Raw genomic sequence first — 18,075 nt, 5'->3', positions numbered from 1 at the left:
TGGCGCAGAGCGATTGTGCATGTGCAGCTTTCCTCTCGCCAAGCAGCATAAATGGGCGTAGAGGGGTCTCATGCTGAAACCCATGCCCCTTGCTGAGGCACAGAGCCTGCCGTTCTGGCGCCGCCCCATCACGCTTTTGTTCGTGATGGCGCTGACCATGCCCATTGCCTTCAACGCGTGGAGCGCGTTGTTGAACAACTTCGTGATCGAGGTTGCCAATTTCGACGGTGCAGATATCGGCCTGTTGCACACGGTTCGTGAGATTCCTGGCTTTCTTGCCATCGGCGTGATCGCGGTGATCATCTTTATCCGCGAACAAGTGCTGGCGATGATCTCGCTGATGATGCTGGGTGTGGCAACGGCGGTGACGGCGTGGTTCCCAAGTTTGGGCGGGCTGCTGTTCGTTACCCTGTTCAGCTCGATAGGCTTTCACTACTACGAAACCGTCAACCAATCGCTGCAACTGCAATGGTTGCCTAAGGACTGCGCACCGCAGGTACTGGGTTGGCTGGTTGCAATGGGCTCGGCAGCTACGGCGGTTGTGTATGGTTTGATCGTGCTGACCTGGGAACGGTTCGATCTGTCCTATAACTTCGTGTTTATGGCGGCAGGTGGAGCAACGGCCCTGCTGGCGCTGTTTTGCTTGTTCGCTTTCCCACAATTTGATGCGCCTACGCCGCAGACCAAGAAACTGGTCCTGCGTCGCCGGTACTGGTTGTATTATGCCTTGCAGTTCATGGCTGGCGCTCGGCGGCAGATTTTCGTCGTCTTCGCAGGCTTTATGATGGTCGAGAAGTTCGGATTTGAAGTGCATGAACTGACCAGCCTCTATCTGATCAATCTGATGATCAACATGATGGCCGCCCCGTTGCTGGGCAAGGCGGTGGCACGGTTCGGTGAACGGCGTACGCTGATCTTTGAATATGCCGGTCTGGCCATCGTGTTCGCCGCATATGGCGGCATCTACTGGTTTGGCTGGGGCGTCATACTGGCCGCAACCCTCTATGTGATCGACCACGTTTTGTTTGCGTTGGCTTTGGCGCTGAAGACCTATTTCCAGAAGATCGCCGATCCGGCCGATATCGCGCCCACGGCGGCTGTGGCCTTTACCATCAACCACATCGCGGCAGTGTTCCTGCCTGCGTTGCTGGGCCTGCTTTGGGTGGCCTCGCCTGGAGCGGTCTTTGCACTGGCCGCCGCGATGGCGATGGTGTCGCTGGGCTTATCGCTGCTGATCCCGCGCCATCCTGAGGCTGGCAACGAAACCATCCTGTCGAAATACGCCCCGGCCCCAGCAGAATAAGTGCAACTGCTTGACCTTGGCGGGCCCACGCCCTAGGCGCTGTTTCAACTGAGACAGGAGGCCCCCATGCCCACATTCACTGCGCTTACCACTCTGACCGGCAGGAAAGCCGCCGAAGGTCTGGGCGAAGCGATGGAGCGGCTAGACCCGGAACCCACGGGCGTTGGCGTGTTCGAGGTCGAGGACGGCTCGGGCCTGTGGGAAGTTGGCGGTTATTTCACCGAAGCCCCCGATGACACCGCATTGGCCGTTCTGGCCGCGGCCTTCGAGGCCAAGCCGTTTGTGGTTTCGGAACTGCCCGAAACCGATTGGGTTGCCCATGTGCGCCGCGAACTCGCCCCGGTCGAGGCAGGGCGGTTCTTCGTCTATGGCAGCCACGATGCCGATAAGCTGCCCGAAGGGCGCATCCCGCTATTGATTGAGGCCGCGATGGCCTTTGGCACCGGTCACCATGGCACGACCTTGGGTTGTCTCAAGGCGCTGGATTTCCTGCTGGACGATGGATTCACGGCATCCAAAATTGCCGATATCGGCTGCGGGACTGCCGTTTTGGCCATGGCCGCCGCGCGGGTTTGGGACGGTGATATCATCGCCAGCGACATAGATCAGGTTGCGGTAGATGTGGCCGAAGCCAATCTGAAAGCCAACGATATGGCCGGTAGGGTTCAATGCATCGAAGCCGCTGGATTCGATCACCCGGATCTGCAGTCGCACGCCCCTTACGACCTGATTTTTGCCAATATTCTTAAAGGTCCATTGGTTGCCTTGTCCCCCGAAATCGGAGCGAATCTGCGGGCCGGAGGATATGCAATTCTTTCGGGAATCCTCAATGAGCAGGCCGATGATGTGATCTCGGTTTATCTACAAAACGGGTTCAATTTGACTAAAAGAGATGAGATTGGTGAATGGACAACGCTAATCTTAAGCAAACAGGGCGTAATTTAGACCATTTTCAGGAGTTTCATGGATTCTTGCCTCTTTTTTGTCGCAATCTGTAACTACCGTCAGGACGTGGTTACGGGGGCGGTTTATTGGAGGCTGCCATGACGGGAAAACAACTGGAATTTGGTCAGCGCGTTCATCGCCTGAACAAGAAACACGCCAAGCTCAGCCGAGGCTATCGCGCCACGATGCGCAAAGATGGCCTGGTGGTGATGAAACCGCAGCGAGTCAAATCTGCGGTTCCGGCTAAGCTGCTTTTGATCTGTCTTGCTGGGCTGTTTGCATTCAAGACCTTTTTGCTAACCAGCCTTGGCGCTTCAGCCTATCAATATCGCGTTGATAGTCTGGCGCAGGGTACGTCGGTTGAACAGGCCGGCGCCTGGGTCATGCAGATTGACCCCGTGTCAGAGTTTTTGGCGACGAATATCAATAGCCTCATTCGCTGAATTCGGTCAGCTTTGAAAAGAAACGCCGCGCATCGTGAAATGCGCGGCGTTCTTTTGTGCCCCTAAGGGAGGAAAGGGGCGAATGAGTGATGGTTGCGTCTTACCGACGACCTTCCACCACGACGTCAATATCGCCGCGGCACAGGCCGATATCTTCCAGCTCGCGATCAGTCAGACCGCTCAGCGTGTTGCGGGTTACACGGGCGTCATTCCATTCTGCGACGGCGTTTACGACCGATGCGAAAGTTGCGCCGATACGGCCGACGAGGCCGAATGAGCCAGTGGTGGCGCGGGTGGTGTCCAATGCAGCCATATCCTGTTTCCTTCTGGTTGGTGTTACAGTTTTGATACTAAGCGGGCATCTAGTGACGTGGATTTGGCCGCGCAAGAGCAGAAATTGCATGTGTCCTATGCAATTTTTGCAAGGGTGGTTCTTTCTAAAAAAGCCTTAATTTATTAGCCATTTAACGGTCATGAAACGTGTCGAATTCAGGCATTTCGCTGTCGCAAACAGGCCGCGCTGTCGCGGGTGGGTTAGGTGTGTCGTTTTCAGACTTCGCGTCAATTCGCTTGGAAAATGTTCACGCTTCGTGCTAATCGGAAACAAAGATCACAAAAAACCCGAGCAGGCCGAGGCACGACATGCGAATTCTGGGCATTGATCCGGGGCTAAGGACCCTGGGATGGGGCGTCATCGAATCACATGGCAGCCGCCTGACCCATGTTGCCAACGGTTTGTGCAAATCAGACGGCGACGATTTGGGCGAGCGGTTGTTGTCGCTGCACAATCAGATCGTCGAGGTCATCGCCGAGCATCAACCTGATCAGGCAGCTATCGAACAGACCTTCGTCAACAAAGACGGGGCCGGAACGCTAAAGCTGGGTCAGGCGCGCGGAGTGGCCTTGCTGACACTGGCGCAGGCCGGATTGCCGGTGGGGGAATATGCACCCAACCGGGTCAAGAAAACGGTTGTGGGTGTCGGTCATGCCGAAAAAGAGCAGGTACTTCACATGGTCAAACTACAGCTGCCTGGGTGTCAGCCCAAAGGGGCGGATGCGGCGGATGCGCTGGCGATTGCCATCTGTCATTCGTATTACGGCACAGCGCCACAGGCGCGCATGAAAGAGGTGCGGGCATGATTGGGAAACTGACGGGGCGGCTAGATTATCGCGCGGCGGATCACGTGCTGATCGACGTGCGCGGCGTGGGTTACCTCGTCTATTGCTCGGACCGGACGATGGCGGCGCTGCCGGGGGTGGGTGAGGCGGTCTCGATCTACACCGACATGGTGGTGCGAGAGGACCTTATGCAGCTTTATGGTTTTCTGTCATTGGTCGAAAAGGAATGGCACCGGCTGCTGTGCTCGGTGCAGGGGGTTGGGGCCAAGGTTTCTTTGGCTATCCTTTCGGCCTTGGGCCCCGATGGGGTCAGCCGTGCAATTGCTCTGGGCGACTGGGGCGCGGTTAAGGCGGCCAAGGGTGTCGGACCAAAGACCGCGCAGCGCATTGTGCTGGACCTCAAGGACAAGGCGCCGGGTGTGATGGCCATGGGCGGAACCGTGACCGAGGCAATGGACGGCCCAGAGCTAGAGGTTGTCGAGCTGGCGGAACCGGCACCCGCGCCGAAGCGAGCGGTGAAGCAGGCTTCGGGGGCTGCGGCGGCCTCGGCAGGGGCGTTGTCGGCGCTGTCAAATCTGGGGTATGGGCCGTCTGACGCGGCATCCGCCGTGGCCGAAGCGGCAGCCAACCTGCCTGACGCGGGTGAGGCTGATCTGATCCGAGCAGCGCTGAAACTGCTTGCTCCGAAGGGGTGATTGAATGGTAGATGCAGATCCCACCCTGCGGCCCGAGCCGATGCCCGAGGATAATGACCGCGCCCTGCGTCCGCAGGGTCTGGACGAATTCATCGGTCAGGCCGAGGCACGCGCCAATCTGCGTATCTTCATCCAATCCGCCCGTCAGCGGGGCGAGGCAATGGATCACACGTTGTTTCACGGCCCTCCGGGGCTGGGGAAAACCACGCTGGCGCAGATTATGGCGCGTGAGTTGGGTGTGAATTTCCGCATGACCTCGGGGCCGGTGCTGGCCAAGGCGGGGGATCTGGCGGCGATCCTGACCAATCTTGAATCGCGGGACGTGCTGTTTATCGACGAAATTCACCGTCTGAACCCTGCGGTCGAAGAAGTGCTGTATCCGGCGATGGAGGATTTCGAACTGGATCTGGTGATCGGCGAAGGCCCTGCTGCCCGGACTGTTCGGATTGAATTGCAGCCCTTTACGCTGGTCGGTGCGACCACGCGGATGGGTCTGCTGACCACGCCGCTGCGCGACCGCTTCGGGATACCGACCCGGCTGCAGTTTTATACGGTCGACGAGTTACATGAGATTGTCACCCGCAACGCCCGAAAACTGGGGGCACCTGCGGATGATGACGGTGCGCGCGAGATTGCGCGACGTTCGCGCGGAACACCGCGGATTGCTGGGCGGCTGCTGCGGCGAGTTGTCGATTTCGCCATTGTCGAAGGCGACGGCCGGATCACGCGCGAACTGGCGGACGGGGCCTTGACGCGGCTGAGCGTGGATCATCTGGGGCTGGATGGCGCAGACCGGCGCTATCTGAAGCTGATTGCCGAGAATTACGCAGGTGGTCCGGTGGGGATTGAGACCCTGTCGGCGGCGCTGTCGGAAAGCCGCGACTCGCTGGAAGAGGTGATCGAGCCCTTCTTGTTGCAACAGGGTCTAATCCAACGCACCCCGCGCGGCCGGATGTTGGCGCAAAAGGCATGGACGCATCTGGGCATGGCCGCGCCGAAGGGACAGAGCGATCTGTTTGGTTGAAGTACGCACCATTAGATTTTATGCCACCGGCGGCCGTATTTGATTCAGAAAAGGGGCAGGGCGTGACACCCGATCAGATCGAGGCGCTGTTTACGCGCGAAAGTGGTGAGTTTCTGTTTGCCCGTTGGGGGCGCCCCATCGTGCCGATTGTCTTTGGTGTTGAGGATGAAACACTGGCAACCGTCAAAGGCGCGATCGAGGCCGTGGTGGCATTGGCCGGGCACAAGATGGCCGAAACGGATCCGGAACTAGGTGCCAATTGCATGGTGTTCTTTTTCCGCGACTGGCAAGAGCTGCTGGAGGTTCCCGATCTGGATCGGCTGATCCCCGATCTGGCACCCCTGGTGGATCGTCTGATGGCTGCGGATGCCAACCAGTACCGGATTTTCCGCTTTGAAGAAGACGGAGCGATCCGCGCGGCTTTTGTTTTTCTGAGAATGGACAAGGAACTGTCCAAGGTTCCGGCGGAAACACTCGCGCTTAGCCAGGTGGTGCAGACCATCTTGCTTTGGTCGGACACCGCATTTCGGACCCAATCCCCATTGGCTGTTGCCGGGGAAACAACCGTTCTGCGACCCGAAATCGCCGAGGTGATCCGCGCGGCCTATGACCCGATCCTGCCCGGGGCTGCGCAGGATGCGTCACACGCGCTGAGGCTGTTTGCGCGGCTACAAGCGCCGCAATAAAGCCTAGGCAGGTGGTTTGCTCTGGTGCTGAAACGCCTTAATTAGATCGCTGCCGGTGTCAAAGTATGCGTCAGGCCCGACCAGATCGGTGACACCGTAGCGATCCAGTTCTTTGCGGACATCTGGTTCGACCAGCAGAAAAGCCAGTCGAATGTTTTTGGACTGCAGCAAGCCGTGGATATTTCGCAATGAGTAACCTGCGGTGAAATCCACATCATCAATGGCAGAAGCTTCGATGCAAAACCACCGCAACTTGGGGTCGGCCCCCTTTACGATTGAAGCGACCTCGTCCGACAGCCGTTGCGTGTTGGCGTAATAGAGGCTGTGGGAAAAGCGATAGATCACCAGGCCGGGTTTGAACTGGTTTGACGTGGTGACGGGACTTATATGCCAGCCGCCATCAGGGCTTTGGGCGATGATCGCGTTCTTGGGGTGGTACCCCCGGCGCGTGTGGTCGATCAGCGACAGAACCATGGCAAAGATGATCCCTTGCTCGACCCCGATCAGAACCACAACACCTGCTGTGGCCACCGCGATCCAGAATTCTGACCGTGCCTGCCGATAAATGGCAGCAAGGCCCTTCAAATCGATTAGCTTTACACCGATCAGGAAGACTACCGCGGACAGCGCGGCATTTGGCAGGAACGCAAGCGGCCCGGTCAGAAACAGGATTACCACCAGAACAATCGCCACCGTCGTCAGTTGCGCGATTTGATTGCGGCCTCCGGCGCTGGCCACCATCTCGGTTTTGGTGGGGCTGCCGTTGACGACGAAAGTGCCAGTAAAGGCCGCGCCGAGATTGGCCAAACCCAACCCGACAAGATCGGTGTTTTCGCTGAACTTGTCCTCGTACCGGGCCGCATAAGCGCGCGAGGTTGCGGCGCTCTGGGCAAGGATCACCACAAAGATCGACAGGGCGGTAGGGGTCAGTTGCTTGAACAGAGGCCAGTTCCAATCCACATCCGGGATTGAAAGGGCGGGCAGGCCGCCTGGAACCGCGCCCAGCACGGTGACGCCCGCCGCGCTGAACTGGAAAGTCCAACTGCAAAGGATGATGCCCAAAATTGCGATCAGCGGGCCGGGTATTTTGGGCGATAAACTTTTGCACCCAATGACGACGACCAGAACGGACAAGGATACCGCGATCGTTGGCCAGCTTGTCTGGTCATAGTGCTGTACCAAGCCCTGAAGTTTGGCCAGCGTTCCGTGGCCCGACGCCTCGATCCCCAGCATTCCGGGCACCTCTCCCGTGGCCACCTGAATGCCTACGCCAGTCAGAAAGCCAACCAGTACTGTCCGAGATAAGAAATCGGCTAGAAAGCCAAGGCCGATCAGGCGCGCGGCAATCAACAGTACTGCTGCCATCAGCGCCAGCAGAGAGGCCAGCGCCAGATATTCCGAAGATCCTGACACCGCCATACCCGCCAGAGCAGACGCAGTTATGGCCGCCGTGGCGGAATCCGCCCCCACGACAAGATGTCGCGATGATCCGAACAGGGCGAACAGCGCCATCGGTATCAGGATCGTGTACAGTCCCGTCACCACAGGGGTGCCTGCGATTTTGGTGTAGCCCATCACCTCGGGGATCGCGAGACAGGCAAAGGTCAGTCCGGCAAGAACCTCAGTCGGCAGGGACGACCGTTTGATCGGCACGATACCCTGCAGGATGGGCAGTGGGAATTTGCCCTCTTCTCGGTGGGGGGTGGCCATGGGATCCCCTTTAAATTCAAACCTCTATTTGGTCAGCCTAGCCAGCTAGGGGATAAATTTCGATACCAAGTGTTGGGTGACCTGATTTTTTGTAACCTTATAGGGATTGCGCGTTGGCCTGCATCTGTGTGAGGCATGTCCTGCCCCGTTCCAAAGATTTCAACAGGATGGAATGCCAGTATGACCGACCCGCAAAAGCACATCTATTCGGTTCGGGTTTATTATGAAGACACCGACATGGGCGGCGTGGTCTATCACGCGAATTACCTGAAATACATCGAGCGCGCCCGGTCGGACTATGTGCGCCGGTTGGGCAATGACCAAAATGCGATGCGCGATGATGGGATCGTTTGGGTCATCCGGCGGATTGAGGCGGATTACCTGGCCCCGGCCAAGTTCGACGATGAGTTGACCATCGAAACTCATTTCATTTCACGCTCGGGCGTTCGGCTTACGATGGGGCAGTTGGTAAAAAGGGGCGAAACCGAGATTTTTCGTGCCACTGTCACCGCCGTTTGCATGAATGCACAGGGCAAACCGGTGCGGCTTCCGGCAGAGATTCGCGCATTGCTGTAACAAATTGCGGCGTTGGGGTGGTTCTGTTGGCTTTTCAGCACCATCTGGGTTAGCGTTTGGCAAAACAAGGCCAAACGAACGGCCAACAGGCAAAACAAAGAGCAGGTTCATGGAAGCTGAAACGCTGGCGCTGGCGCAGGAGATCGATTTCTCCATGTGGGGGCTGTATGCCCGCGCGACCTTTATCGTCAAACTGGTGATGCTGATGCTGATCGGCGCATCTATCTGGTCTTGGGGCATCATCATTCAAAAGCTGATCAACTACCGCGCGGCACGACGTGAGGCCCAGGTGTTTGATGAAAGCTTCTGGTCAGGGAACCCCCTTGATGAGCTGTTCGAACAGATTGGAACGCAGCCTGATGGCAGTTCGGAAAAGATTTTTGCCGCCGGTATGATCGAATGGCGGCGGTCTCATCGCACTGATGGCGGGCTGATCGCCGGGGCCACGGCGCGGATCGACCGATCCATGGACGTTGCCATCGCGAAAGAGGCTGAGACGCTGCAAAAGGGCCTTCCTATTCTGGCGACCGTCGGCTCGACCGCGCCGTTTATTGGTCTGTTTGGAACCGTTTGGGGCATCATGAACGCCTTTATCGAGATTGCCGAGCAACAGAACACAAACCTCGCCGTTGTGGCGCCGGGTATTGCCGAGGCGTTGCTGGCCACGGGTCTCGGCCTGCTGGCGGCGATCCCGGCGGTCATTTTCTACAACAAGCTCAGTGCGGATAGTGACCGGATCGTTGGCGGGTATGAAGCCTTTGCTGACGAGTTCGCCACCATCCTGTCGCGACAATTGGACAGCTAACGATGGGCGCGGCAGTTCAGCAAAACGGTGGTGGGAACGGGCGCAGACGCGGGCGGCGTCGCGGCCGGGCGCAGCCAATGGCCGAAATCAACGTGACGCCGTTTGTGGACGTTATGCTGGTGTTGCTGATCATCTTCATGGTCGCGGCCCCATTGTTGACCGTGGGGGTGCCTGTAGACCTGCCGAAAACGGCGGCCAGTGCCTTGCCCGGCGATAACGAAGAACCACTGACCGTAACACTGACCGCGGATGGACGAGTGCAGATCCAGACGACGGACGTGGTGCGCGAAGAGTTGATTGGCAAACTGCGCGCCATTGCGGCAGAACGCAGCAGTGACCGTGTGTTCCTGCGGGCCGACGGGGCGATTCCTTACGCGCAGGTGATGCAGGTAATGGGTGCGTTGAATGCGGGTGGGTTTTCCAATGTGGGTCTTGTGACCGATAGCGGCGGGCCGGCCCTGGACGAAGGTGGAGAGTGAGGCCGCGCGGTGGATACCGGCACCAAGATCTCGGCTGTTGCCCATGTCGTCTTGATTGGATGGGCTTTTTTCGGCGGTACGTTCCGGTCCGAACCCCTGCCTATGGCTGTGCAGGAGGTGTCGGTGGTCTCGGTTGATCAGTTCGATGCTTTGACCGCACAGCGCACCGCGCCTGAGGTGTCGACACCCGTTGCCCTGCAACCGCCCGAAGTGCCCACCGAAGATGTGACACCGCCCGCACCGGTTGAAGAAGAACAAACCCCACCCGAGGTTGTGACCCCAGCTGAACCCGAGCCCGATCCCGTACCCGAACCGGTCGAGGCCCCGCCAGAACCCGAAGTGGTCGACGAAGCGCCGACACTGGATCAGCCCGAGCCAGTGACCGAAGTGCTGCCCGTGGCTCCGGGCCCCGAGGCGCAGCCGCGCCCCGCTGACAAGGTTGCACCGGAACCCATTGCGCCACCACCGCCCGAGGCGGAACCGGACGAAGTGGAAACGCCCGCTGTGTCGCTGGATGAGGGTGCGGATACCCAGCAGGAACAGCAGGATCAAACCGCTCCGGAAGAGGCCACGGATCAGATCGTGACCGAAGCCGAGGAAACCAAAGAGAACGCTCCGCGTACGTCCCCGCGACCGCAGGTGCGGCCAAACCGACCCGCGCCACCGGCAGATCCGGTAGTGGCAGAACCTGAGGAGCAGGAGTCGACGCCACCAACACAAGTTGACGAAAGCGCCGTTGAAGATGCTTTGGCCGAGGCTTTGCAGGAGAGTAGTGAGCCTTCTGGTCCTCCACTGACAAGCGGTGAGAAAGATGCAATGCGTCTGGCTGTGTCACAGTGTTGGAACGTTGGGTCATTGTCCACGGATGCCTTGCAAACGGTTGTAGTCGTTGGATTTTCATTGACCCGTGAAGGGAAGGTGGAAGGCGGTAGCCTGCGTATGATCGATAGCTCGGGCGGAACAACGGCGTCTGCCAAACAAGCTTACGAAGCCGCCAGACGGGCAATATTGCGCTGTGGTGCCAAAGGTTACGACCTGCCTGCTGACAAATATGCTCAGTGGCAAGATATTGAGATTACATTCAATCCCGAGAGGATGCGGATCAAATGATGAGATTTCTGACCAGCCTATTGCTTGGCCTGACGATTATGACAGCGCCGGTATACGCACAGAGCGGACCGCTGCGTCTGGAACTGGATCAGGGGATCATTGAACCCTTGCCTTTTGCGGTTCCGAATTTTGTGCCTGACGGGCCAGCCGCGGCGCAATATGCCAACGACATCTCTCGAGTCGTTGCCGCCGACCTGACCGGTACGGGGCTGTTCCGCGAAATCTCATCGGACGCATTCATCAGCCGGGTCAGTAGTTTTGATGCGCCGGTCCAGTTTGCCGACTGGAAAGCCATCAATGCCGATGCGCTGGTGACGGGTGCTGTGAACGTCTCGGGCAACCGGCTGACTGTGCGATTCCGGGTGTGGGATGTGTTTTCGGGTCAGGAACTGGGCAACGGTCTGCAATTTGCAGGCACTACCGAAGGGTGGCGGCGCATGGCGCATAAAGTGGCCGATCAGGTTTACAGCCGCATCACGGGAGAAGGCGGATATTTCGACAGCCGCGTGGCCTTTGTTTCGGAAAGCGGGCCCAAGGATCAGCGCCTGAAACGTCTGGCGATCATGGATTATGACGGAGCCAACGTGCAGTACCTGACTGACAGTGCCGCCATCGTCCTTGCCCCGCGCTTTTCGCCGTCGGGCGATCGGTTGCTCTATACCAGTTATGAAACCGGTCAGCCACGCATCTATGTTCTGGACGTCGACCGAGTGAAAAGAACTGAATTGCAAACGCAAGAAGGCACGATGAGCTTTTCCCCACGCTTTTCGCCCGATGGCCGCTCGATTGTTTATTCGCTGATTCAGGGCGGCAATACCGACCTGTGGAAGATGGACCTGGCCTCGGGCCAAAGCGTTCGACTGACGAATACGACGGCCATTGAAACCGCGCCCAGCTATTCCCCGGACGGTTCGCAGATCGTGTTTGAAAGCGACCGCTCGGGCACACCGCAGCTGTATATCATGCCCGCCAATGGGGGTGAGGCAACACGGATCAGCTTTGGTCAAGGCCGCTATGGCACCCCGGTCTGGTCGCCGCGTGGCGATTTGATTGCGTTTACCAAGCAGAACAAGGGCCGTTTTCATATCGGTGTCATGCGTACGGATGGCAGTGAAGAACGACTGCTGACCTCATCCTTCCTTGATGAGGGGCCGACCTGGTCCCCCAATGGCCGCGTCATCATGTTCACCCGCGAAACGCAGGGGGCCAGCGGGCGGGCGACGCTGTATTCGGTGGATATTTCGGGGCGGAACTTGCATCCGGTGCGCACTCCGGATGGCGGCAGCGATCCGTCTTGGGGGCCATTGCAGAATTGATCGGGGCAGGCGGTTGGAAAAGTTCACAAAAATCCTGCACTGTGATACAGAGACGGCAATAAACCGATAAAACAACGAGGCACTTGAAATGAACGTATTGGGCAAAGTTCTGGCTATAGGCGCGCTGAGTGTAATCGCCGCCTGTACCAACAACGATCCATCGGCACTGGGTGGCGGTTTTGGAAATGGCGCAAATGGTGCCATTGCGCCGGGCTCGCCCAGCGATCCGCGCTCGCCCGCCTATTTCCAGCAAACTGTTGGCGACCGGGTATTGTTTGCAGTGGATCAGTCCACACTGACGCCACAGGCGCAAACGGTCTTGCAGGGGCAGGCAGACTGGCTTTTGGCCAACCCGGATTTCGTGGCTACTATCGAGGGTCATGCAGATGAACAAGGCACACGCGAGTATAACCTTGGTCTGGGCGCGAAACGGGCGAATGCGGCCCGCGACTATTTGATCTCGCGCGGGGTGGCAGGGAACCGCCTGACAACAGTCAGCTACGGCAAGGAACGCCCGATTGAGATTTGCAGCACCGAGGAATGCTATTCCAAGAACCGCCGCGCGGTTACGGTGCTGACCGGTTCAACCTTGGGGTAAAACGATGAGACTTGCAGGATGGGTTCTGGCCGCAGTTATTGCGACCGCCGGTGTGGCACAAGCACAGGATCAGCAGACGCTGGCGGATATCCGTCAGGAATTGACAGTGCTGCACGTGGAGATTCAACGCCTAAAGCGTGAGTTTTCGACGACCGGATCTCCGGCGCCGAACCTGTCTGGCAGTTCCATTCTGGAACGGGTCGACGCGATCGAGGCCGAGTTGCAACGCCTCACGAGCCAGACCGAGCAGCTAAATCAGCGGGTTCAGAACGTCGTGACCGATGGCACCAACCGGATCGGCGACCTGGAGTTCCGTCTGGTCGAACTGGAAGGCGGAGATCTGAGTACGCTTGGCGAAACCTCGACCTTGGGTGGTGATTCAGGAGCTACGGCCGGTTCTGCGGTACCCATTTCACCAACGCCCTCTTCGGTAAGTGAGCAGGGGGAACTGGCGATAGGCGAACAATCAGACTTCGAAGCTGCTGCGCTGGCCCTGTCCGAAGGGGATTTTCAGGCCGCAGCCGACCAGTTCGCGCAGTTCGATTCGTCGTATCCAGGCAGCCCGCTTGCGCCCGAAGCACATTTGAAGCGCGGGCAGGCGCTGGACGGATTGGGCGACACGCGAGAGGCCGCACGGGCGTTCCTGGCCAGCTTTACCGGCGATTCCGAGGGTGCGTTTGCCCCCGAGGCCCTGTTTGAACTGGGTGCCGCGTTGGGGCGTCTGGGACAAACCGAACAGGCTTGTATCACCCTGACAGAGGTTGGCGTGCGGTTCCCGGCCTCGGCCACAGTATCCGCCGCCACTCAGGAAATGGCTTCGCTGGGCTGTTCTTGACGGGCGAGGCCGAAACACTTCGATCTGAACTCCGCACGCGGCTGCCTGACCGACTGCCGCCACGTTTGGGTATCGCCGTGTCTGGTGGCGGGGATTCGGTGGCGCTGATGCATCTGTTGCATGAAATCGCTCAGGCCGAGCAGGTCGATCTGTTCGCTGCCACCGTGGATCATGGATTGCGCCCCGAATCGGCATCTGAGGCTATTTGCGTGGCCGAACAGGCCGCTGGATTGAATATCCCGCACGAAACGCTGCGGTGGCAGGGGTGGGATGGCACAGGCAATCTGCAGGATCAGGCCCGTCAGGCGCGGTATCGATTGTTGACCGATTGGGCGAGCCGGAATGACATATCGGCGATTGCTTTGGGACATACAGCCGATGATCAGGCCGAGACTGTTTTGATGCGGTTGGGTCGGGCGGCCGGTGTGACAGGATTGTCAGGGATGCCTTGGGTGCGGGACCAAAACGGCGTGTCGCTGCTGCGCCCGATGTTGGGAATCACTCGGCAAACCCTGCGCGGCTACCTGTCGCGGATCGGCGCAAGTTGGATCGAGGATCCGTCGAATCAAGACACCAAATTCGACCGGATCAAAGCGCGTGAAGCCCTGACAGGGCTGGAACCGCTGGGGATTTCTGCACAATCGCTGTCGCGCGTGGCCGAAAATCTTGCACAAGCGCGTGAAGCACTGGCGCATTATACGCAGGAATCCGCACGACGAGTTACTGATGTGGATAGCGGGGACATTTGCGTGGACCGCAACGGCTTTGAACTGCTTCCGGCAGAGATTCAACGGCGGCTGGTCATTGGAATCACCGTGTGGATCGCAGGACCAGGCTATCCGCCGCGCGGGGCTGCGGTGGATCAGGCTGTGGCAGCCGTTCGGGATGCAAAGACCCTGACTCTGGCGGGCTGTTTGTTGATCCCACACGGCGATAAAATGTGGTTTTGCAGAGAGCTAAACGCCGTGGCGACAGAAATCACCGCCCCGGAAAAGCTTTGGGATGACCGCTGGGTTCTGTCCGGCCCTCGGGCCGTGGGCGCCGAGGTGCGTGCGCTGGGTGAGACTGGTTTGCCGCAGGTGCCGGAATGGCGCGCATTGGGCAAACCACGTATGGCGCTTTTGGCCTCGCCTGCCGTGTGGAGCGGTGAAAACCTGCTTGCTGCACCCCTAGTTGATTATTCCAACGGTTGGACAGCCGAAATGGCCCCACAAAGGCCCGAGTTTTACTCTTCGCTTTTATCGCATTGAACATGCTTGAATCATCTCTATTTTATAGGGCAAACCGGCAGACCCGCACCTGCCGAAATCTTTTGGGAGATATTCCTTGGGCAACGCTCGTAACATCGCCTTCTGGGTCGTTCTGTTTCTGCTGATCCTTGCACTGTTCAATTTCTTCAGTGGTCAGGGCGGAACGCTTCAGAGCAATGAAAGAACCTATTCCGATTTTGTCAGCGCAGTTGAAAGCGGCGAAGTCAAAAATGTGACGCTGGACGGTGAACAGATTCGCTATTCCACGCAAAGCGGCGCGACCTATGTCACCATCAAACCCGCCGATGCCGAAGTCACCAAGCTGCTGATTGATGAGAACATTCCCGTTCAGGCGGTGAAACAGCAGCAATCCGGGTTTCAGTCCTTCCTGATCACGTTGCTGCCTTTCCTGCTGCTGATCGGTGTCTGGATTTACTTCATGAACCGGATGCAGGGCGGTGGCAAAGGCGGCGCGATGGGCTTTGGCAAGTCCAAGGCGAAGATGCTGACCGAAAAGCATGGCCGCGTCACCTTTGACGATGTCGCGGGCATTGATGAGGCCAAGGAAGAGCTGGAAGAGATCGTGGAATTCCTGCGTAACCCGCAGAAATTCAGCCGTCTGGGTGGTAAGATTCCGAAGGGCGCGCTGCTGGTTGGCCCTCCGGGTACCGGTAAAACGCTGCTGGCTCGTGCCATTGCGGGTGAGGCAGGTGTGCCGTTCTTCACCATCTCGGGGTCCGACTTTGTCGAGATGTTCGTTGGTGTCGGTGCATCCCGTGTCCGCGACATGTTCGAACAGGCCAAGAAGAACGCGCCCTGTATTGTCTTCATCGACGAGATCGACGCCGTGGGTCGCCATCGTGGTGCCGGTTATGGCGGTGGTAATGACGAACGCGAACAGACCCTCAACCAGTTGCTGGTCGAGATGGACGGGTTCGAGGCCAACGAGGGCGTGATCATTCTGGCTGCAACCAACCGTAAGGATGTTCTGGACCCTGCGCTGCTGCGTCCGGGCCGGTTTGATCGCAACGTGACCGTCGGCAACCCCGACATCAAAGGCCGCGAAAAGATTTTGGGCGTTCACGCACGCAAGACACCTCTGGGCCCCGATGTCGATCTGCGCATCATCGCGCGTGGTACACCGGGCTTCTCGGGTGCGGATTTGGCGAACCTCGTGAACGAGGCCGCGCTGATGGCCGCGCGCGTGGGCCGTCGCTTTGTCACCATGGAAGATTTTGAGAATGCAAAGGACAAGGTGATGATGGGGGCCGAGCGTCGCTCGATGGTGCTGACCCAGGATCAGAAGGAAAAGACCGCCTATCACGAAGCAGGTCACGCCGTTGTCGGCCTGACCCTGCCGCTGTGTGATCCGGTCTACAAGGCGACGATCATTCCACGCGGTGGTGCGCTGGGCATGGTTGTTTCGCTGCCGGAAATGGATCGCCTGAACTATCACCGTGACGAATGTGAGCAAAAGTTGGCCATGACCATGGCGGGCAAGGCCGCAGAGGTGATCAAATACGGCGAAGACCATGTTTCGAACGGCCCAGCCGGTGACATCATGCAAGCCAGCCAATTGGCGCGCGCCATGGTGATGCGCTGGGGCATGTCGGACAAGGTCGGCAATATCGACTATGCCGAGGCGCATGATGGATACTCTGGCAATACCGCCGGGTTCTCGGTTTCGGCCCATACCAAAGAGCTGATCGAGGAAGAGGTGAAGCGTCTGATCCAGCAGGGTTACGAGCGCGCCCACCAGATTCTGACCGAACAGAACGAGGAATGGGAGCGTCTGGCACAGGGTCTTCTGGAATATGAGACGCTGACCGGGGACGAGATTAAGCGCGTCATGAACGGTGAATCGCCCAGCGAGGGTGATGATGATGGTGACAATCCCGACGAGGGCAGCGCGCCCAGCGTGACGGCGATTCCCAAGACAAAGGTCAAGAAGTCTCCGCCCGATGGTGGGATGGAGCCGGAACCTTCAGCTTAAGTACATCAGACCCGGGCATTGTCCCGGGTCTTTTTTGCTTCACTTCACAGTCGGGATACGTACGGTGCGAAGAGCCGTTGTCAGGAATTTGGAGCGAGGCCCCACATGCCGGTGATGCGAAAAACCGAGTATTCGGCGCAGGTTGTCTGGTTGGGGCATGTCCCGTCAGGTGGCTCGCTGCGCGCCCGTCCGGTCGATCGTTTGGATCTTGATTTTGCCGGGGAAACAGGCGCCCGTCACGCAGGGATCAATCGCGCCTCATGTATGCGTATGAAGAACCTGTACCCCGAAGATACTGAAATTCGAAATGTGCGTCAGTTGACGATTCTGTCGTCCGAAGAACTGGACGAGATCGCAAGTGAAATGGGGCTGGAAACGCTCGACCCCGCCTATTTGGGGGCGTCGATCGTGCTAAAGGGAATACCGGATTTTACCCATATTCCGCCCTCATCGCGGCTGCAGGCCCCCGATGGGCTTACGATGACCGTAGATATGGAGAACCGCCCTTGCATCTATCCAGGGAAAGAAATCGAATCTGACATTCCAGGCTATGGCAAGATGTTCAAACCCGCCGCCAGGGGCCGTCGCGGCGTCACGGCCTGGATCGAACGTCCGGGAACGTTGAAGCTGAACGACTCCGTCTCGCTTTTTGTGCCGGATCAGCGCGCGTGGGAACCCTTATATGCCTCGGAATGTTGCGCTAACAGCGCCAGAACTGGGTCAACGCCGTTTCACGCCATGATTATGTCGGAATTCATATCCATTGCGATTGTACACGACGGTATGGATTGATCAGCACCGACGTATTGCGTCGGCACGCACGGCATTCAATCAGGGACCCTGCCCAATGAGCTACAAATCCGACATCGAAATTGCCCGTGAGGCGAACAAGAAGCCGATTCAGGAAATCGGTGCGAAAATTGGCATCTCCAGTGACGATCTGCTGCCTTACGGCCACGACAAGGCGAAGGTCAGCCAGGACTTCATCAACTCGGTTCAAGGTCGTGAAGACGGCAAACTGATTCTGGTGACCGCGATCAACCCGACCCCTGCGGGTGAGGGTAAGACCACCACCACCGTCGGTTTGGGCGATGGCCTGAACCGCATCGGCAAAAACGCGATGATCTGTATCCGCGAAGCCTCGCTTGGCCCGAACTTCGGGATGAAGGGTGGTGCTGCGGGTGGCGG

20 protein-coding genes are annotated in these 18,075 nt (G+C 58.4%); 18 read left to right on the top strand and 2 right to left on the bottom strand.

The annotated features are described in order from the left end of the window. Nucleotides 1–70: 70 nt before the first annotated feature. The 3 genes from ACR0DL_RS19825 (at nt 71) to ACR0DL_RS19815 (ending at nt 2,691) form a co-directional block, all read left to right on the top strand. On the top strand, nt 71–1,303 hold the full coding sequence (locus ACR0DL_RS19825; protein ID WP_480690879.1) for an MFS transporter: 1,233 nt from the start codon (nt 71–73) through the stop codon (nt 1,301–1,303). 66 nt (nt 1,304–1,369) lie between these two features. Continuing rightward, on the top strand, nt 1,370–2,248 hold the full coding sequence (locus ACR0DL_RS19820) for a 50S ribosomal protein L11 methyltransferase (protein WP_480690877.1): 879 nt from the start codon (nt 1,370–1,372) through the stop codon (nt 2,246–2,248). Between the two features lie 98 nt (nt 2,249–2,346). After that, nucleotides 2,347–2,691 carry a hypothetical protein gene (locus ACR0DL_RS19815; protein ID WP_170351716.1) on the top strand — a complete coding sequence of 115 codons (345 nt, stop codon included), beginning with the start codon at nt 2,347–2,349 and terminating at the stop codon, nt 2,689–2,691. A 100-nt stretch (nt 2,692–2,791) separates the two neighbouring features. Here ACR0DL_RS19815 and ACR0DL_RS19810 read toward each other — a convergent pair whose 3' ends face one another. Then, nucleotides 2,792–3,004, bottom strand: coding sequence for a DUF1127 domain-containing protein (locus tag ACR0DL_RS19810; protein ID WP_170351715.1), 213 nt, complete (start codon nt 3,002–3,004; stop codon nt 2,792–2,794). 329 nt (nt 3,005–3,333) lie between these two features. Here ACR0DL_RS19810 and ruvC point away from each other — a divergent pair, with 329 nt between their 5' ends. The 4 genes from ruvC (at nt 3,334) to ACR0DL_RS19790 (ending at nt 6,215) form a co-directional block, all read left to right on the top strand. Then, nucleotides 3,334–3,831, top strand: a complete 498-nt coding sequence (gene ruvC, locus ACR0DL_RS19805) for a crossover junction endodeoxyribonuclease RuvC (protein ID WP_170351714.1) — start codon at nt 3,334–3,336, stop codon at nt 3,829–3,831. Then, a complete protein-coding gene (gene ruvA / locus ACR0DL_RS19800; protein ID WP_170351713.1) occupies nt 3,828–4,505 on the top strand; it encodes a Holliday junction branch migration protein RuvA in 678 nt (225 codons plus the stop codon). The genes ruvC and ruvA overlap by 4 nt, the downstream gene beginning before the upstream one ends. A 4-nt stretch (nt 4,506–4,509) precedes the next feature. Then, nucleotides 4,510–5,529, top strand: a complete 1,020-nt coding sequence (gene ruvB / locus ACR0DL_RS19795; RefSeq protein ID WP_480690875.1) for a Holliday junction branch migration DNA helicase RuvB — start codon at nt 4,510–4,512, stop codon at nt 5,527–5,529. A gap of 62 nt (nt 5,530–5,591) precedes the next feature. Further along, on the top strand, nt 5,592–6,215 hold the full coding sequence (locus ACR0DL_RS19790; protein ID WP_170351712.1) for a hypothetical protein: 624 nt from the start codon (nt 5,592–5,594) through the stop codon (nt 6,213–6,215). 3 nt (nt 6,216–6,218) lie between these two features. Here ACR0DL_RS19790 and ACR0DL_RS19785 read toward each other — a convergent pair whose 3' ends face one another. After that, the gene (locus ACR0DL_RS19785; protein WP_480690873.1) at nt 6,219–7,925 is read right to left on the bottom strand and encodes a SulP family inorganic anion transporter; all 1,707 of its coding nucleotides are present in this window, start codon (nt 7,923–7,925) and stop codon (nt 6,219–6,221) included. Nucleotides 7,926–8,105: 180 nt separating this feature from the next. On the opposite strand from ACR0DL_RS19785, the gene ybgC reads away from it, so the two are divergent. The 11 genes from ybgC to ACR0DL_RS19730 form a co-directional block, all read left to right on the top strand. Then, on the top strand, nt 8,106–8,501 hold the full coding sequence (ybgC, locus tag ACR0DL_RS19780) for a tol-pal system-associated acyl-CoA thioesterase (protein WP_170351710.1): 396 nt from the start codon (nt 8,106–8,108) through the stop codon (nt 8,499–8,501). A 109-nt stretch (nt 8,502–8,610) separates the two neighbouring features. After that, nucleotides 8,611–9,306, top strand: coding sequence for a protein TolQ (tolQ, locus tag ACR0DL_RS19775; RefSeq protein ID WP_170351709.1), 696 nt, complete (start codon nt 8,611–8,613; stop codon nt 9,304–9,306). 2 nt (nt 9,307–9,308) lie between these two features. Beyond that, a complete protein-coding gene (gene tolR, locus ACR0DL_RS19770; protein ID WP_170351708.1) occupies nt 9,309–9,785 on the top strand; it encodes a protein TolR in 477 nt (158 codons plus the stop codon). Nucleotides 9,786–9,794: 9 nt separating this feature from the next. Continuing rightward, nucleotides 9,795–10,895, top strand: coding sequence for an energy transducer TonB (locus ACR0DL_RS19765; protein WP_480690871.1), 1,101 nt, complete (start codon nt 9,795–9,797; stop codon nt 10,893–10,895). Next, nucleotides 10,892–12,211 carry a Tol-Pal system beta propeller repeat protein TolB gene (gene tolB / locus ACR0DL_RS19760; protein WP_170351706.1) on the top strand — a complete coding sequence of 440 codons (1,320 nt, stop codon included), beginning with the start codon at nt 10,892–10,894 and terminating at the stop codon, nt 12,209–12,211. The genes ACR0DL_RS19765 and tolB overlap by 4 nt, the downstream gene beginning before the upstream one ends. Before the next feature lie 88 nt (nt 12,212–12,299). Continuing rightward, nucleotides 12,300–12,809, top strand: a complete 510-nt coding sequence (pal, locus tag ACR0DL_RS19755; protein WP_170351705.1) for a peptidoglycan-associated lipoprotein Pal — start codon at nt 12,300–12,302, stop codon at nt 12,807–12,809. A gap of 4 nt (nt 12,810–12,813) precedes the next feature. Next, nucleotides 12,814–13,644, top strand: coding sequence for a tol-pal system protein YbgF (ybgF, locus tag ACR0DL_RS19750; RefSeq protein WP_480690869.1), 831 nt, complete (start codon nt 12,814–12,816; stop codon nt 13,642–13,644). After that, a complete protein-coding gene (gene tilS / locus ACR0DL_RS19745) occupies nt 13,641–14,894 on the top strand; it encodes a tRNA lysidine(34) synthetase TilS (RefSeq protein WP_480690867.1) in 1,254 nt (417 codons plus the stop codon). The genes ybgF and tilS overlap by 4 nt, the downstream gene beginning before the upstream one ends. A gap of 76 nt (nt 14,895–14,970) precedes the next feature. Next, complete coding sequence (ftsH, locus tag ACR0DL_RS19740; RefSeq protein WP_170362401.1) at nt 14,971–16,887, top strand: ATP-dependent zinc metalloprotease FtsH; 1,917 nt, start codon at nt 14,971–14,973, stop codon at nt 16,885–16,887. A 105-nt stretch (nt 16,888–16,992) separates the two neighbouring features. Beyond that, nucleotides 16,993–17,679: an MOSC domain-containing protein gene (locus ACR0DL_RS19735; protein ID WP_480690865.1), complete on the top strand. Its 687-nt coding sequence runs from the start codon at nt 16,993–16,995 to the stop codon at nt 17,677–17,679. A gap of 55 nt (nt 17,680–17,734) precedes the next feature. Further along, nucleotides 17,735–18,075, top strand: a 341-nt coding sequence (locus tag ACR0DL_RS19730; protein WP_480690424.1) for a formate--tetrahydrofolate ligase, incomplete at its 3' end; no start/stop codon positions are given.

The sequence above is a fragment of the Ruegeria sp. BB5 genome, assembly GCF_056539405.1.
This window is presented reverse-complemented; position numbering and strand designations above follow the sequence as displayed.

What these genes read in the sequence shown, in the direction of transcription:
- ACR0DL_RS19810 (WP_170351715.1), bottom strand. Translation starts at nt 3,004, where the DNA reads ATGGCTGCATTGGACACCACCCGCGCCACCACTGGCTCATTCGGCCTC.
- ruvB (WP_480690875.1), top strand. Translation starts at nt 4,510, where the DNA reads ATGGTAGATGCAGATCCCACCCTGCGGCCCGAGCCGATGCCCGAGGAT.
- ACR0DL_RS19735 (WP_480690865.1), top strand. Translation starts at nt 16,993, where the DNA reads ATGCCGGTGATGCGAAAAACCGAGTATTCGGCGCAGGTTGTCTGGTTG.
- tolR (WP_170351708.1), top strand. Translation starts at nt 9,309, where the DNA reads ATGGGCGCGGCAGTTCAGCAAAACGGTGGTGGGAACGGGCGCAGACGC.
- ACR0DL_RS19825 (WP_480690879.1), top strand. Translation starts at nt 71, where the DNA reads ATGCTGAAACCCATGCCCCTTGCTGAGGCACAGAGCCTGCCGTTCTGG.
- ruvC (WP_170351714.1), top strand. Translation starts at nt 3,334, where the DNA reads ATGCGAATTCTGGGCATTGATCCGGGGCTAAGGACCCTGGGATGGGGC.
- pal (WP_170351705.1), top strand. Translation starts at nt 12,300, where the DNA reads ATGAACGTATTGGGCAAAGTTCTGGCTATAGGCGCGCTGAGTGTAATC.
- ybgF (WP_480690869.1), top strand. Translation starts at nt 12,814, where the DNA reads ATGAGACTTGCAGGATGGGTTCTGGCCGCAGTTATTGCGACCGCCGGT.
- ybgC (WP_170351710.1), top strand. Translation starts at nt 8,106, where the DNA reads ATGACCGACCCGCAAAAGCACATCTATTCGGTTCGGGTTTATTATGAA.
- ruvA (WP_170351713.1), top strand. Translation starts at nt 3,828, where the DNA reads ATGATTGGGAAACTGACGGGGCGGCTAGATTATCGCGCGGCGGATCAC.
- tolB (WP_170351706.1), top strand. Translation starts at nt 10,892, where the DNA reads ATGATGAGATTTCTGACCAGCCTATTGCTTGGCCTGACGATTATGACA.
- tolQ (WP_170351709.1), top strand. Translation starts at nt 8,611, where the DNA reads ATGGAAGCTGAAACGCTGGCGCTGGCGCAGGAGATCGATTTCTCCATG.
- ACR0DL_RS19815 (WP_170351716.1), top strand. Translation starts at nt 2,347, where the DNA reads ATGACGGGAAAACAACTGGAATTTGGTCAGCGCGTTCATCGCCTGAAC.
- ACR0DL_RS19820 (WP_480690877.1), top strand. Translation starts at nt 1,370, where the DNA reads ATGCCCACATTCACTGCGCTTACCACTCTGACCGGCAGGAAAGCCGCC.
- ACR0DL_RS19785 (WP_480690873.1), bottom strand. Translation starts at nt 7,925, where the DNA reads ATGGCCACCCCCCACCGAGAAGAGGGCAAATTCCCACTGCCCATCCTG.